Origin of the sequence: Kitasatospora sp. NPDC057738 (assembly GCF_042798815.1) — a bacterium.
Classification (GTDB): domain Bacteria; phylum Actinomycetota; class Actinomycetes; order Streptomycetales; family Streptomycetaceae; genus Kitasatospora; species Kitasatospora lactacystinica.
The window spans coordinates 15565-30118 of the sequence record NZ_JBHVJT010000020.1; the positions used below are offsets into that span (position 1 = coordinate 15565).

14 protein-coding genes are annotated in these 14554 nt (G+C 73.8%); 8 read left to right on the forward strand and 6 right to left on the reverse strand.

From position 1 onward, the window contains the following. The first annotated feature begins 56 nt into the window (after nt 1–56). Entirely contained in the window at nt 57–1613 is a 1557-nt protein-coding gene (locus ACFVGO_RS13530; RefSeq protein WP_359900485.1) for an NCS1 family nucleobase:cation symporter-1, read from the forward strand. 142 nt (nt 1614–1755) lie between these two features. On the opposite strand, the gene ACFVGO_RS13535 is transcribed toward ACFVGO_RS13530, so the two are convergent. After that, nucleotides 1756–3003 (reverse strand): glycosyltransferase, encoded by a 1248-nt coding sequence (locus tag ACFVGO_RS13535; protein WP_380631850.1) that lies wholly within the window; start codon nt 3001–3003, stop codon nt 1756–1758. A 257-nt stretch (nt 3004–3260) separates the two neighbouring features. On the opposite strand from ACFVGO_RS13535, the gene ACFVGO_RS13540 reads away from it, so the two are divergent. Further along, a complete protein-coding gene (locus tag ACFVGO_RS13540) occupies nt 3261–3527 on the forward strand; it encodes a GlsB/YeaQ/YmgE family stress response membrane protein (RefSeq protein WP_355254305.1) in 267 nt (88 codons plus the stop codon). A gap of 206 nt (nt 3528–3733) precedes the next feature. Then, nucleotides 3734–3997: a GlsB/YeaQ/YmgE family stress response membrane protein gene (locus tag ACFVGO_RS13545; protein ID WP_359900491.1), complete on the forward strand. Its 264-nt coding sequence runs from the start codon at nt 3734–3736 to the stop codon at nt 3995–3997. Here ACFVGO_RS13545 and ACFVGO_RS13550 read toward each other — a convergent pair. From ACFVGO_RS13550 to ACFVGO_RS13570, 5 genes are all read right to left on the reverse strand, one after another. Then, nucleotides 3984–4937, reverse strand: a complete 954-nt coding sequence (locus tag ACFVGO_RS13550) for an ADP-ribosylglycohydrolase family protein (RefSeq protein WP_380631853.1) — start codon at nt 4935–4937, stop codon at nt 3984–3986. The genes ACFVGO_RS13545 and ACFVGO_RS13550 overlap by 14 nt on opposite strands. 107 nt (nt 4938–5044) lie before the next feature. Further along, complete coding sequence (locus ACFVGO_RS13555) at nt 5045–5632, reverse strand: TetR family transcriptional regulator (RefSeq protein ID WP_359900495.1); 588 nt, start codon at nt 5630–5632, stop codon at nt 5045–5047. An 84-nt stretch (nt 5633–5716) separates the two neighbouring features. Then, nucleotides 5717–6652 (reverse strand): aldo/keto reductase, encoded by a 936-nt coding sequence (locus tag ACFVGO_RS13560; protein ID WP_380538086.1) that lies wholly within the window; start codon nt 6650–6652, stop codon nt 5717–5719. 296 nt (nt 6653–6948) lie between these two features. Then, nucleotides 6949–7251 (reverse strand): GNAT family N-acetyltransferase, encoded by a 303-nt coding sequence (locus tag ACFVGO_RS13565; protein WP_359900498.1) that lies wholly within the window; start codon nt 7249–7251, stop codon nt 6949–6951. A 9-nt stretch (nt 7252–7260) separates the two neighbouring features. Next, on the reverse strand, nt 7261–8187 hold the full coding sequence (locus tag ACFVGO_RS13570) for a class I SAM-dependent methyltransferase (protein ID WP_380631856.1): 927 nt from the start codon (nt 8185–8187) through the stop codon (nt 7261–7263). 197 nt (nt 8188–8384) lie between these two features. Here ACFVGO_RS13570 and ACFVGO_RS13575 point away from each other — a divergent pair, with 197 nt between their 5' ends. The 5 genes from ACFVGO_RS13575 (at nt 8385) to paaB (ending at nt 14542) form a co-directional block, all read left to right on the forward strand. After that, complete coding sequence (locus ACFVGO_RS13575) at nt 8385–9734, forward strand: sensor histidine kinase (protein WP_380631858.1); 1350 nt, start codon at nt 8385–8387, stop codon at nt 9732–9734. Continuing rightward, the gene (locus ACFVGO_RS13580; RefSeq protein ID WP_359900504.1) at nt 9731–10390 is read left to right on the forward strand and encodes a response regulator transcription factor; all 660 of its coding nucleotides are present in this window, start codon (nt 9731–9733) and stop codon (nt 10388–10390) included. Before ACFVGO_RS13575 ends, ACFVGO_RS13580 begins: the two co-directional genes overlap by 4 nt. An 817-nt stretch (nt 10391–11207) precedes the next feature. Further along, complete coding sequence (locus tag ACFVGO_RS13585; protein WP_359900506.1) at nt 11208–12884, forward strand: M20 family metallopeptidase; 1677 nt, start codon at nt 11208–11210, stop codon at nt 12882–12884. Nucleotides 12885–13070: 186 nt separating this feature from the next. After that, nucleotides 13071–14228, forward strand: coding sequence for a 1,2-phenylacetyl-CoA epoxidase subunit PaaA (gene paaA / locus ACFVGO_RS13590; protein ID WP_380631861.1), 1158 nt, complete (start codon nt 13071–13073; stop codon nt 14226–14228). Next, nucleotides 14225–14542 (forward strand): 1,2-phenylacetyl-CoA epoxidase subunit PaaB, encoded by a 318-nt coding sequence (paaB, locus tag ACFVGO_RS13595; protein ID WP_359900510.1) that lies wholly within the window; start codon nt 14225–14227, stop codon nt 14540–14542. Before paaA ends, paaB begins: the two co-directional genes overlap by 4 nt. Nucleotides 14543–14554: the final 12 nt, after the last annotated feature.

Consider the following 14554-nt stretch of genomic DNA (forward strand, 5'->3'; position numbering starts at 1 on the left):
CCTGACCCCAACCTGAGCCCGGCCGCTGATTCGGCCGCGGCGGACGGGAGTTGTCCGTGTCCGGAACCGAAACCAGTGGCAGCAGACAGCTGCACCACTCCGACGGCCGGGTCGAACTCGGCCCGGCCGACGGACAGTTGCCCCCCAACGGATTCACCAGCGACGACCTGCGGCCGGTCCCGGTGGCGCGGCGCACCTGGACCACGTACAACTTCCTCGCGCTCTGGGTCGGCATGGCCCACAACATCCCGTCCTGGACCCTGGCTTCGGGCCTGGTCGCGCTCGGCATGGACTGGAAGCAGGCGGTGCTGACCATCGCACTCGCCAACCTCGTCGTGCTGGTCCCGATGCTGCTCACCGGGCACGCCGGCACCAAGTACGGCATCCCGTTCCCGGTCTTCGCCCGCGCCTCGTTCGGGCTGCGCGGCGCCAACCTGCCGGCCCTGCTGCGGGCGGCGGTGGCCTGCGCCTGGTTCGGCATCCAGACCTGGATCGGCGGCGAGGGCATCTTCCTGCTGGCCGGCAAACTGCTCGGTGAATCCTGGCGCACCGCCGGTGAGTTCGGCGGACACCCGTGGACCCAGTGGCTCTCGTTCCTGCTGTTCTGGCTGATCGAGATGGCCATCATCGCGCGGGGGATGGAGGCCCTGCGGCGGTTCGAGAACTGGGCGGCGCCGTTCGTCATCGTCGGCGCGCTCGCGCTGCTGGTGTGGATCACCGTCAAGGCGGGCGGGCTCGGACCGCTGCTCGACCAGCCGTCCAGGCTGGGGTGGGGCGGCGGCTTCTGGAAGGTCTTCTTCCCGGCGCTGATGGGCATGATCGGGTTCTGGTCCACGCTCGCGCTGAACATCCCCGACTTCACCCGCTTCGGCGGCAGCCAGCGCGCCCAGATACGCGGGCAGGCGCTCGGCCTGCCGACCACGATGACGCTCTTCGCGTTCCTGTCCGTGCTGGTCACCTCTGGCTCCGAGGCGGTCTACGGGGTGCCGGTGTGGGATCCGATCCAGCTGGCCGCCAAGATGGAGAACCCGGTCGGCATCCTGTTCGCGCTGCTGACAGTGCTGGTCGCGACGCTGTCGGTGAACATCGCCGCCAACGTCGTGTCGCCCGCCTACGACCTCGCCAACCTGCTGCCCCGCCTCGTCGGCTTCCGGACCGGGGCGCTGATCACGGGGGTGGTCGGGATCGCGATCCTCCCGTGGCGGCTGATCTCCGACCCGCACGTGTACATCTTCACCTGGCTGGGCGTGGTCGGCGGCCTGCTCGGCACCGTCGGCGGAGTGCTGATCGCCGATTACTGGGTGCTGCGTCGCACCCGCCTCCGGCTCGCCGAGCTGTACCGGCCGGGCGGGGCGTACTGGTACGCGGCCGGTTGGAACTGGAGGGCCGTCACGGCGCTCCTGGTGGGCGGCGTGCTGGCGGTCGGTGGCTCGTACTCCACCCTTGACGCCGATGGGGCGAAGCAGGGTCCGTTCCCGGCGGACGGCCTGATCCCCGTCCTCAAGCCGCTCGCCGATTACGGCTGGGCCGTTGGGCTCGCGGCGGCGGCCGTGGTGTACCTGGGGCTGAGCGGGCTGTTCGGGAGGGGAGTTGCGCGGGCGGGGGAGGGCTGACGGATGACGGCGAACAGCTGACAGATTTTGAAATCTGTCAGCTGTTGGTTGTCGGCTGTTCGTCGTTCGCCGTCGTTCGCCTGTCGCCTGTCGCCTGTCGCCTGTCGCCTGCCGCCCGTCGCCCGCTGCCGCCGGTCGCTCCTCACCCGGCCGCTGCCGCCGCCCGGTCGACGGCGGCGAGGACTTTCGCGGTGCCGTCCTCGACGGCCAGGGCCGTCGCGACGGCCCTGGCGCGGGTGCGGTAGCGGGGGTCGTCGAGGGTCAGGCGGAGGGCGGTGGCGAGGCGGGCGGGGGTCAGGGTGCGCAGCGGGACGGGACCGGGGGAGACGCCGAGCAGGGCCAGCCGGGCGGACCAGAACGGTGCGTCGAGCTGGGCGGGTACGGGGACGGTGGGAGTCCCGGAGCGCAGGGCGGCTGCCGTTGTTCCGGCGCCCGCGTGGTGGACCACGACGGCGGTGCGGGGGAAGAGCCAGTCGTGCGGGGTGTCGCCGATGGTCAGGACGGAGTCCGAGTCCTCGGCGGCCAGTTCGCTCCAGCCGGACTGGAGGAGGAGGCGCACCCGGGCGGCGCGGGCGGCGGCGAGGACGGTGGCGGTGAGCCGCTCGGGGTCGGGGACGACCAGGCTGCCGAAGCCGACGAAGACCGGCGGCGGTCCGGCGGCGAGGAAGTCGAGCAGCCGGTCCGGGGGTGTCCAGTCCGGCCGCTCGGGCGGCCACCAGTAGCCCGCCACGTCCAGCCGGGGGTGCCAGTCGGCGGGCCGGGGCACCACCAGCGGCGAGAAGCCGTGCAGGACGGGGTGGTTGCGACGGGCCCGGGCGACGCCGAGCGGCGGCAGGCCGAGTCGCTGCCGCAGCCCGCGGACGGCCGGCCCGAAGAGCTGGTCCGTCGCGGCCTGGACGGCGTGCCCCGCCAGCAGGTTGCCGGACCGGCCGAGCGACCGGGTGCCGGTGACGGCGGGCGCGAACTCCCGGGTGGGGGAGAGGGGCTGGAGGTACAGCCCGATGCTGGGGATGCCGGCCGCCTCGGCGGCGACCTGGCCGAGCGCGCTGGTGGTGCTGGTGGTCAGCAGCAGATCGGTGCCGAGCGCCGTGGCATCGGCGATGCCCTCGCCGAGTGCGGGCATGAACCTCCTGGCGAGCCGCAGGAGTTGCAGGATTCCACTCGGTCCGCTGCCGGCCCGCAGCAGGCGCCGGCCCTCGGCGGAGGCGAGTTCGGCGCGCGGGTCGACCGGTAGCGGGCGGAACTCCAGCCCGGCGGCCCGTACGGGCCCGGCGAAGGTGTCGTGGGTCGCGACGGCCACCTGATGTCCGGCCGCCCGCAGGCGGACGCCGAGCCCGGTGAAGGGGGCCACGTCGCCCCGGGAGCCGGCGGTGGCGATCAGGATGCGCATGGTCGCAGTATTTCGGCGTCGGCGGCGGGCAGGAAGGGCGCCACGCGCGGGGGTGGCCCGGCCCCACCGACCGGTATCGAACGCCGGCCTGCAGGTGGCGGGCGCCGTGGCTGACCACGTGGCGGACCCCGTCCGATCCCTGCGGTGGGCCGGGCGGCCGAACCGGGCGGCGGAACCGGGTGGCGGGCGGAGGCGTCCTTCCGGGCAGAGCGCACGGGACGGGGCCCGGGGCGCCGCGGACGGGAGGGGATGTCGGAATGAGCATCGTCGCGTGGATCGTGCTGGGCCTGCTGGCGGGTGCGCTGGCCAAGCTGCTGCTGCCGGGGAAGGACCCGGGCGGCCTGATCGTGACCACCCTGATCGGCATCGCCGGATCGTTCGTCGGCGGCTGGATCGCGTCGCACTTCCTGCACCGCTCGGTCACCGCGCACTTCTTCGACGCCGCGACCTGGGTGTCGGCGATCGGCGGCGCCCTGGTGCTGCTGATCGTCTACCGGCTGCTGTTCGGCAACTCGCGCCGCTGACGGCCGGGTTCGTTCCGTCACCGGTACCCGGGAGGCCATGGGGCGGCCTGCCGTGAGGGGGTTCGCCGCCCGGAGCGGCCGCGCCCGGATGGCCGGTTCGCACCGGTCCTTCCGGGCGCTGGAACGGTGCGGGGCTCTCGTACGTCCTTCCGGTCGGACCCGGGGGCTCGACGGGGTCGTCACACCGATGACGCAAGGGGCGGCGGATGAGCTGGATGGCGTGGATCGTGCTGGGCCTGGTGTCGGGGACGCTGGCCAGGATGGCGATGTCGAGGGGTGAGCGCGGCCTGATCGGCAGCACCCTGATCGGGATCACCGGCTCCTACATCGGCACCTGGATCGTCTCGAACTGGATGCACGGGGCGGTGAAGGTGAGCTTCCTCGACATCACGACCTGGGTGTCGGCGATCGGCGGCGCGATGGTCCTGCTCCTCGCCTACAAGGTGTTCCGCTTCATCACCCGCCGCTGACCACCGGACCGCGGCCGGCGGCCCCGGCGGCCCCGGACGCCTCGGTGACCCAGTCCGGGAGCGGCTCGCGGGCGGTGAGCCAGCCGGGCGGTACGTCCGCGAGTCCGGTCCGGGCGGCGACCACGCCGGCGGCGATGGCGCAGGTGGTGTCCTTGTCGCCCCAGCCCTCCAGGGTGTGCCAGACGGCCTCGGACAGCGAGTCCAGGTGCCCGGCCGCGGACCAGAGGGCGAACGGCACGGTGTCCGGGGCGGAGATCAGCGTCCCCGAGCCGAGCACGCCGGCGGCGTGCCGGACGCTGGTGTGCCCGGGCAACCGGGCGGCGATCCGCAGCCCGGAGCGGACCTCGCAGTCCGGCAGCCGTCCGGCGACCTCGGTCAGCAACTCGGCCCGGCCGGGCGGGCTTCCGCCCCGGCTCCGGACCGCCAGCGCCGCCGCGAGGGCGACCGCCACCGCGCCGGCGACCGCCTCCGGGTGGAAGTGGGTGGTGAGCGCCTGCAGTTCGGCCTGCCGGACCACCGTGTCGAGGTCGTCGGCGAACCAGGCCCCCAGTGGGGCGACCCGCATCGCGGCGCCGTTCCCGTGCGAGCCCTGACCCTCGAACTGGCCCGCGGTGATGGCGCGCCAGTCCCCGCCGGCGCCGATCCCGCGCAGGACCCGGTGCATCGACGGGCCGTACTTGCGGCCGTACTCACGGGCGTACTCGGCGGCGAACTCCCGGGCGAGCGCGTCCGGCCGGACCTCTCCCGCAGCGAGCAGGTGGCGGACCAGCACGAGTGCCATGGCGGTGTCGTCGGTCCAGTGCCAGGGCGCGCGCCGGACCAGGCGGGCGGCCAGCGCGGCGGGTGCCTCGTCCGGCGGGACCGAGAACCAGCGGTCGCCGAAGGCATCGCCGAGGGCGAGTCCCTCCAGGCTGTCCAGGACCGGGCGGGCCGCACGCATGTCATCCTCCGAGTGAGATCAACTGTGCGCGGCAGTCTGCCGGACGGGCGGGGCGCCGGCGAACGGATTTCCCGCCGGTCGCCGGCGCCCCGGGTGCTGACGTGCCGTCACTTCGCCTTCAGGCCGCCGAGGACGAGCTTCCAGACGGCCTCGAACCGGTCGTCGACCCCGGGCGTGGACCAGGTGGACGCGTAGGCCGGGTCGTGGAAGGGGCCGGTGGCGTCGAAGACGGCGCGGGCGGTGTTGCGGATGTGGGCGAGCTTGAACTCCTTGCGCTCCGTGCCGTCCGTGACGATCTGCGCGATCTGGTCGACCAGGGTGTCGACATGGGCGTTCACCAGGCCGCTGTTCTCCTCGACCAGCACCATGTAGGTGGCGAACAGCTCCGGGTCGTCCAGCGCCTTCTTCCGCTTGGCCGTGAACAGCGTCCTCAGCCAGCGGTGCAGTCGCTCGGAGGCGGGGCCGCCCTCGTTGGAGACGGTCGCCAGCTCGTGGTGCGCCTGGTCCAGCCAGCGCTGGGTGACCGCCTCGCGCAGCGCGGCCTTGCTGGGGAAGTGGCGGTAGACGCTGCTGTGGCTGACGCCGAGGATGCGGGCGACGTCCACGACGGTGGCCTTGGCCGGGCCGAACCGCCGGAGGACGTCCTCCGCCGCGATCAGGATCTGCTCGGCGGTGAGTGTGGTGTCCGTGGTCACGGGGAGGTCCGTCCTTTGGATCGTGCGGTCGGGTCGTGCGGTCGGGTCGTGCGGTTGGGTCGTGCGGCGGCGCCGGTGGTGCGGTCAGTGCTCGCTGTCCAGGTGGGCCATCTGTGCGGCAGCGTACCGGTCACCTGCGGCGGCGCCGGCGGGTACGGCGGCCTCGACGGCGGCGAGATCGGGCCCGGTCAGCGTGACGTCGAGCGCGCCGAGGGCCTCGGTCAGACGGTCCCGGCGGCGGGCGCCGACCAGCGGGACGACGTCCTGCCCGCGCGAGGCCACCCAGGCGATGGCGACCTGGGCGACGGTCGCGCCCCGCGCGGCGGCGATCTCGCGCAGGGCCTCGACCAACGCCAGGTTGTGGGCCAGGTTCTCGCCCTGGAAGCGCGGACTGTGGCTGCGGAAGTCGGTGCCGGCGAGGGCGCGTTCCCGGTCCCAGTGGCCGCTGAGCAGGCCGCGGGAGAGCACGCCGTAGGCGGTGATGCCGATGCCGAGCTCGCGGGCGGCGGGCAGGACGGCGGCCTCGATCGAGCGGGAGAGCAGCGAGTACTCGATCTGGAGGTCGCTGATCGGGTGGACGGCGGCGGCCCGGCGCAGGGTGTCGGCGCCGACCTCGGAGAGCCCGATGTGGCGGACGTAGCCGGCCTTCACCAGGTCGGCGATGGCGCCGACGGTCTCCTCGATCGGGACGTCCGGGTCCAGACGGGCCGGGCGGTAGACGTCGATGTGGTCGGTGCGCAGGCGGCGCAGGGTGTAGGAGAGCGCGGTCTTGGTGGCGGCGGGGCTCGTGCTGTAGCCGAGCCACTGGCCGTCGGGGCCGCGCTGGGCGCCGAACTTCACGCTGATCTGCACGCTCTCGCGGTCGCGGCCGCGCAGCGCTTCGTGGATCAGCAGCTCGTTGTGGCCCATGCCGTAGAAGTCGCCGGTGTCGAGGAGGGTGATTCCGGCGTCGAGGGCCGCGTGGATGGTGGCGATGCTCTCGGCCTCGTCGGCCGGGCCGTACAGGTCGGACATGCCCATGCAGCCGAGGCCGAGGGCCGAGGTGACCGGCCCGGTGGTGCCGAGGGTGCGCTGGGCGGGGCGGGTGTGCGGGGACACGGGGACTCCAAGGGGCGGGTGCGGCGCCGGGAGGCGGGGGCAGGGTGGCCCGGATCCCACTGTGGCACGACAGCGAACAGATTTCAAAATCTGTTCGCTGTCGTCTGTTATCTGAAAGTTGAACTCTGTCTGTTGTCATTTGTTCGGACGAACGCCCCTGGATCAGCCACCCCCGCCGCAGCTGCCCGGACGGTCGCGGCACGGCTGCCCGCGGGCCGTCAGCGGGCGACCCGGCTGCGGTTCTCGTACGCGAAATCGGTGAACTCGGGGTGGCGGAGCATCCAGCCCTTGATGAAGGGGCAGGTCGCCAGCACGGCCAGGCCGCGGGCGCGGGCGTCGTCCAGGGCTGCGCGGGCCAGCGCACTGCCGATGCCCCGGCCCTCGAAGGCGGGCTCGACCACGGTGTGCGGATAGACCACCAGCTGGTCGCCGCGCAGGTACTCGGCGAAGCCCGTCGGCCGGTCGTCCTCCCAGGCCTCGAAGCGGTTGCGGGCTTCCACGTCACGTACCGAGAGGGCCATCGAGCCTCCTCACCGCCGGAGAGTCGCGGCCGGGCCCGGCCCCGGTCCGTCATCGGGCGACCGGGGCCGCCCCGCCCGTCGATCGCCGGTCGTCCCCGTGCCCGTCCCCGTCCCCTCCGTCTCCGCCCGCTCCGTCCACGTCTTCTTGGCGGCGGCCGTCGGCTCACCGGCCGCGCCCCCGACCGGCGCCCAGGCCTCGCGTCCGCCCGGCGCCCGCAGCAGGTAGGCGCGGGCGGGCGGCACGTTGCGCCACACCGTGCGCTCGCCCAGGCCGTACGCCGCCTCGAACCCCCGCAGCAGCCGCACCACCGCCCGGTGGCGGGCGCCCCGGCGGGGGCCCGAGGTGAGGATGCGCGCCGTCGTCGTGCCGAGGTACCCGAAGTACGTCAGCTCGCCGCCGGGCGCCAGCAGCCGCAGGTAGAGGTCGAGGATGTCGCGCACCCGCGCGGGCTCGAAGTTGGTGAACGGCAGCCCGGACACGATCGCGTCGTACCGCTGCGCGCAGTCCTCCGGCCGGGACCCCTCCGGTTCCGCCGCACGGGACTCCGGAAGCTCCTCGACCCGGCAGGCCGACAGCCGCAGCCCGATGCCGGGGTGGCGCGCGGCCAGGACGGGGTCCTCCCGGAGCCGCTCGGCGAACCGCGGGTTGGCCTCGACGACGTGCAGCCGGTCGCCCGGGCGCAGCACTCGGGCGAGCCGGCGGGTCACCACGCCCGTTCCGGCGCCGACCTCCAGCACCGAGATCGGACGGTTCGGGCGGCTGGTGACCGGTACCACCAGCGCGTTCACCAGCTCAGGGCCGCTCGGGGCCAGCGCGCCGGTGTCGTGGAAGGTGCGCAGGGCCTCGGCGAGGAACAGCAGGCGGTCCCCGCCGACGGACGAACCGTACCGGGGGGAAAGGGACTTGGGGCCGTGGTGGAGCCGTTCACTGGTCATGCCGTCGACGCTAGGCAGCACGGGGCCGCCGCGAATCGGCCGGTCAGTGGCGCCGACCCCCGACGAAAGTCGAGGGTGCGGTTACCCGGAAGACAGAGGTGTTCCACGGTCGAGCGCCCCTAGCATCGAGCCCGAGGTACCGAACACCGAACGTGCGGAAGGCTTTCGGGGCGGGGGGAGAGGAAAGGAGGAGCGTCATGCGCAGGAGTGTGCTCGGCTGGTACGGGCCGGACCACCGGGCCGGGACCGATACCTTGTTGCTGCTCGGAGTGCTCGGCCTGGGCATCGAGGAGGCGTTGGTCCAGTGGACGCACTCCGACGGTCCACTGCGCCTGCCGCGTACGGTCGTTGCCGCACTCGCCGCGCTCTCGCTCGTCTTCGCCCGCCGCTACCCGGTGGCCTCGGCCGTACTGCCGGTGCTCACCGGCGGGTCGTTCAACCGGGCCTTCCCCGGCCTGTTCAGCGTCTTCCACCTCGCCTACCTGGGCCGGACCGGCCCGGCGGTGGCGGGCGGCGCGGCCATCGTGGTGGGCAGTGCGGCGGGTGCGGATTCGCTGATCGGCTGGGCCGGCACCGCCGGGTCCCAACTCCTCGTCCAGGCCGCCGTCCTGGCGGTCGCCCTGTGGCTGCACGGCAGACGGGTGCTGATCCGCACCCTGCACGAGCAGGTCGACGCGCTGCGCCGCGAGCGCGAGCTGCGTGCCGACCAGGCCCGAGCCGCCGAACGCGCCCGGATCGCCCGGGAGATGCACGACGTGCTGGCCCACCGGCTCAGCCTCCTGGTGCTGCACGCCGGGGTGCTGCGCGACCAGGCCAGGGCCGGCACCGTCGCCGCGGACACCGACCGCCTCACCCACCGACTCGAACTGCTGCGCACCACCGCCGCCCGATCGCTCGACGATCTGCGCGACGTCCTGGGCGCGCTGCGGGCCGACCCTCCGGCCCCGCACGCCGCGGGAGGCGATCCGCCCGTGCCGGCCGAGGCCGGTAGCGTCCCGGCGCCCGCCCTGCGCGACCTCACCGAACTCGTCGGCGAGGCGAACCTGGCCGGCCAACGGGTCGAACTCGCCCTCTCGGGAGACCCGGAGACCATCCCGACCACCCACCGGCTGGCCGTGCACCGACTGGTCCAGGAGGCGCTGACCAACGCCCGCAAGTACGCGCACGCCGCGCCCGTCACCGTCCGGGTCGGCTACGGGGCGCCGGCGACGACGGTCGAGGTCCGCAACGGCCCGGGCGAGGCGATGCCGGACGGGCCGGGTGCCGGCGGCGGGTACGGGCTGGTCGGGCTGGCCGAACGGGTCGAGGCCCTCGGCGGCCACCTCGACGCCGGTCCGGAGGGTGGCGGCGGCTTCCGGCTCTCCGCCCGGTTGCCCGCGCCGGACCGCCCGCCGCAGCTGGTGCCCGACCCGGCTCCCGCCCCGGGCGAGGGTTCGCCACCACCGCCGGGGCGCGCGTCGTCGGACCCGGCGCGGGCGTCTCCGGGACCGGAGCGTTCGATGGAACCGGAGCAGGAACCGAAGCAGCAGCCGAAGGGTGCCGCATGATCCGAACAATGGTGGTCGACGACGACGCGCTGGTTCGCCTCGGCCTGGTCGACCTCCTGGCCCAGGACCCGGCACTCACCGTGGTCGCCGAGGCCGCCGACGGGTTGCAAGCCGTCGAAATCGCCGGCAGCCGGCGGATCGACGTCGCGCTGATGGACATCCGGATGCCCCGGCTCGACGGGATCGCCGCCACTCGGCGGCTGCGCGAACTCCCGGACGGCCCAAGGGTCATCGCCCTCACCACCTTCGATCTGGACGAGTACGTGTACCAGGCGCTCGCGGCCGGGGCGGACGGTTTCCTGCTCAAGGACACCCCGCCCGCGGAGATCGCCCGGGCCGTCCACGTCGTCGCGGGCGGTCAGGGGATGCTGCACCCGGCGGCCGCGCGGCGGCTGATCGACCGCTACCACCGGGTCGGGGCACCCCGGTCGGTGGCCGCCCGTCACCGGGTCGCCGGGCTCACCCCGCGGGAGACCGACGTGCTGCGCGAACTCGCCGACGGCCTCTCCAATGCCGAGATCGCGGGCGTGCTCGGAATGCGCGAGAGCACCGTCAAGGCGCATGTCAGCCGGATCCTGACCGGGCTCGGTGTCGGCAACCGGGTCCAGGCGGCGCTGCTCGCACGCGACGCCGGGCTGGTGGGCGACGGTGGCTGAGGACGAACGGCGGAGAGCGACTGCGGCCGGGACCGCGCACCGGGGTTCCGGTCGTTCGCGCACGCTCGCACACATTCGTGCACGTCCGTACCGGGCCTGCTCCCGCCGTGCAGGGGTGCCGCCCTGTCGTGTCCGGGAGGGCAACCGAGGCACGTCGAGGCTCGGAGGGGCACACCGGGGCACGGCACCGGCCGGTGTTCACGCGGGTGTTCCCCGGACGTTCCCCCGGAGTCGGGGTGGGCGGGGCAGCGGGCTTCCCTGAGCCGCCGCGTGCTCCCGGTTCGTATCGCATGCTGAGCCGCTGTCACCCATCCGGCGTGGAATTGCCGTGCCTTGGCCGTTTGCGCTGCCGAACTCGGGCGGCGGGTCCATGGTGGAGATGGGCGCGATCCGGCGACCGCGTCCGCGCGCCGATCCAGGCCCGCGCGCCGAGCGCCCGCGCCGATCGTGGACGGGCGGCCTCCGAAGCGGGGCCCGGTACCGGCACGCTGGGAGCAGGGCCACCTCGCAGGAAACCGAACGGTTCTTCTAGGCTCACATCTCGGCTTCCCTGCGGCGGTCCGGCCATTGCGCCCGCTGCCAGGAGGCCACCGTCCACGGGGGCTCCGGGCGGACCGGGGCCCCCGGATCGAGCGAGGAGGACGCACATGCCAAGCACGCCGCCCAGCCGTTCCACCATACTTGGGCCAGACGGGCCGATCCGGTGGGCCGCCCATCACACCGGTCGACCGGTGCGGTCCGGCCGGGCCTGGTACCCGGGTGGGAGCGGTCGGCCGGTACGGCCGCTGTATACCGGCGGTGGTCGCGGAGGCGAGCGTTGAGTCCCCAGATCGTCGGGGCGCCCGCCGTGCCGGGCGCCGCCGTGGAACCCGACCCGACGCCGGTCACCGTCCCGGCCGCCACCGACGGCGAGGCCCTCGCCGCGACCACCGCGACCACCACCACTGCCGCCACCACCGTCGGCGCCACCGGCACCGCCACCGCTGCGGGCGCCACCACCGGCACCGCAACTGCCGCTGCGGCTCAGGCCACTGCGGTTCCGGCCGCCTCGGCCCAGGCCGCCGCGGTAGCGACCGGTGCGGCGAAGACCGCCGTGACCACGGCAGCCGTCGCCAAGACCGCGGCAACCAGGACCGCAGCGGCCAAGACCACGGCAGCCAAGACCGCGGTGGCCAAGTCCGCCCTCACGAAGTCGTCCCTCGCCAAGGCGGTCGTCGCGAAGAACGCGGTGGCGACGACCGCGGTGCCGAGGAACACGGCCGGAAAGCCCACGGCGGGCCCGGCCGCCACCGCCACCCCCGGGGCCTCCACCGTCATCACGGCGCTTCCCGGTGTGCCGCAGGCGCTCAGCGCCCGGGCCCGTACCCTCGCCGGAGCAGTCCGGCGGCGCTGTGCCGATCTGGCGCGGATCGAGTCCCCCAGCGGGGACGCGCCCAGACTCGACGCCCTCGCCGAGGAGTTGGCGGCCGGCTTCCGTGCCACCGGTGCCACCGCCCGGCGTGAGCCCGGACCGGCCGGGGACCACCTCGTGCTGGAGTGGGAGGGCCGGGACGAGTCCCTGCCGCACCTGCTGATCGTCGGGCACCACGACACCGTCTGGCCGGTCGGCACCCTCGCGGACTGGCCGGTGACCGAGCAGGACGGTCGGCTCACCGGCCCCGGCGTGGTCGACATGAAGGGTGGACTCGCCGTCCTGGAGAGCGCGTTGTCGCTGCTCGCGGACCTGGGCGAGCGCCCGCACCGGACCGTCCGCCTGGTCGTGGTCTCCGACGAGGAGGTGGGCAGCCCGGACGGGCGGCGCCTGGTCGAGCGCCAGTTGCGCGGCGCCGCGGCGGTCCTGGGGCTCGAACCACCGCACCCCGACGGTCGGTTGAAGACCGCGCGGCGCGGCAGCACCCGGGTGCGGCTCACCGTGACCGGCCGCGAGGCGCATGCGGGCAACGACGCCCACGACGGGGTGTCCGCGGTCGACGAGCTGGTGGACCAGCTCGTGGTGGTGCGGGACCTCGCCGGCCAGCCCGGCACCGAACTGAACGCCGGTCGGATCAGTGGTGGTTCGCGTGCCAACGTGGTCGCCGGCCGGGCCGAGGCCGAGCTGGGGCTGCGCTTCGCCACTGTCGAGGCGCAGCGCCGCACGCTCGACGACCTCGCCCGGCTCGCCCCGTTGCGTCCGGGTGCCCGGGTTCGTACGGAGGTGCTGTCCAGTCGTCCGGCCTGGCCCGAGCGGACCGGCAACCCGCTGCTGCGGCACGTGCGTTCGCTCGCCGCGGTGCTCGGTCAGCAGCTGGACGGCGGTCCGGCGGGCGGGGCGGGGGACACCAACCTGCCGGGCTCGCGCGGGCTTCCGACCCTGGACGGCTTCGGGGCGGTCGGTGCCGGGGCCCATGCCCGGCACGAATACATCCGGCTCGACCAGATCGCCCCCCGGATCGCGCTGCTGGCGGCGCTGCTCGCCGTTCCGCTGCCGCGACTGCGTGACCGCGCGGAGGGGTGAGGCGTTGCGGTGAGCCGCTGACGGTCGGCAGCTGACAGCTGACAGCTAACAGCCGGAAGCAGACAGCGGACGGCCGACAGGCGCCGGCGAACAGATGACAGCCGACAGATAACAGCTGACAGATTCTGAAATCTGTCAGCTGTTATCTGTTTCGCACCTTGCCATCCCTCCGCCCCGCTGCGCAGAATGGTACCGACCGAACGGTCAGTCGGTTGGTTGATCGGGCACTCCGGCAGCCGACCGGGCAGGACGGGCAGGACACGAGAGGGGACTGTGGTGACAGCAGAGGTGGCCGAGGCGGTCCCCGCGCAGACGCCGGAGGACCGGTTCGAGGCGGTCGTCGCCGCCGAGCAGCGGATCGAGCCCAGGGACTGGATGCCTGACGCCTACCGGGCCACCCTGATCCGCCAGATCGCCCAGCACGCACACTCCGAGATCATCGGCATGCAGCCCGAGGGCAACTGGCTGACCCGGGCGCCGTCCCTGCGCCGCAAGGCCATCCTGCTCGCCAAGGCCCAGGACGAGGCCGGTCACGGCCTCTACCTCTACGCCGCCGCCGAGACCCTCGGCGTCGACCGCGCCGAGCTCACCGAGAAGCTGATCTCCGGCCGCCAGAAGTACTCCTCGATCTTCAACTACCCGACCCTCACCTTCGCCGACGTCGGGGTGATCGGCTGGCTGGTGGACGGCGCCGCGATCTGCAACCAGGTCCCGCTCTGCCGGTGCAGCTACGGCCCGTACGCCCGTGCGATGGTGCGGATCTGCAAGGAGGAGTCCTTCCACCAGCGCCAGGGCTACGAGCTCCTGATGACGCTGATGCGCGGCACCGAGGCCCAGCGCCGGATGGTCCAGGACGCGGTGGACCGCTGGTGGTGGCCGTCGCTGATGATGTTCGGCCCCTCGGACTCCGACTCGCCGAACAGCGCCCGCTCGATGGCCTGGCGGATCAAGCGGCACAGCAACGACGAGCTGCGCCGGCGGTTCGTCGACATGACCGTCCCGCAGGCCGAGCACCTGGGGGTCACGCTCCCGGACCCGGAGCTGCGCTGGAACGAGGAGCGCGGCGGCTGGGACTTCGGCGAGCCGGACTGGTCCGAGCTGACCAGGGTCATCCACGGCCAGGGCCCCTGCAACGCCCAGCGGATCGAACGTCGCCGTGCCGCCCACGAGGACGGCGCCTGGGTGCGCGAGGCCGCCGTCGCCTACGCGGCCAAGCGCGCCGCCGAGGCTGCCCGAGCCGTTGAGGCCACCGGGGCTGCCGAAACCGCCGGAGCCGTCGACGCCCCCGGAGCCGACCAAGCCCCCGGACTCACCGAAGCCACCGAACAGGAGAACGGAAAGTGACCGAGCCCCAGGTTGGCTCCCCGGCCGGGTCCAAGGCCGGCTGGCCGCTGTACGAGGTGTTCGTGCGCCCCCGGCGGGGGCTGAACCACGTCCACGTCGGTTCGCTGCACGCCGCCGACGACCGGATGGCGCTGCTCGCCGCCCGCGACCTGTACACCCGGCGCAACGAGGGCGTGAGCCTCTGGGTGGTCCGCTCGGACGCGATCACCGCCTCCACCCCGGACGAGCGCGACCCGTTCTTCGATCCCAGCGGCGACAAGGTCTACCGCCACCCGACCTTCTACGACATCCCCGAGGATGTCCCGCACATCTGACGGGGGAGCCAC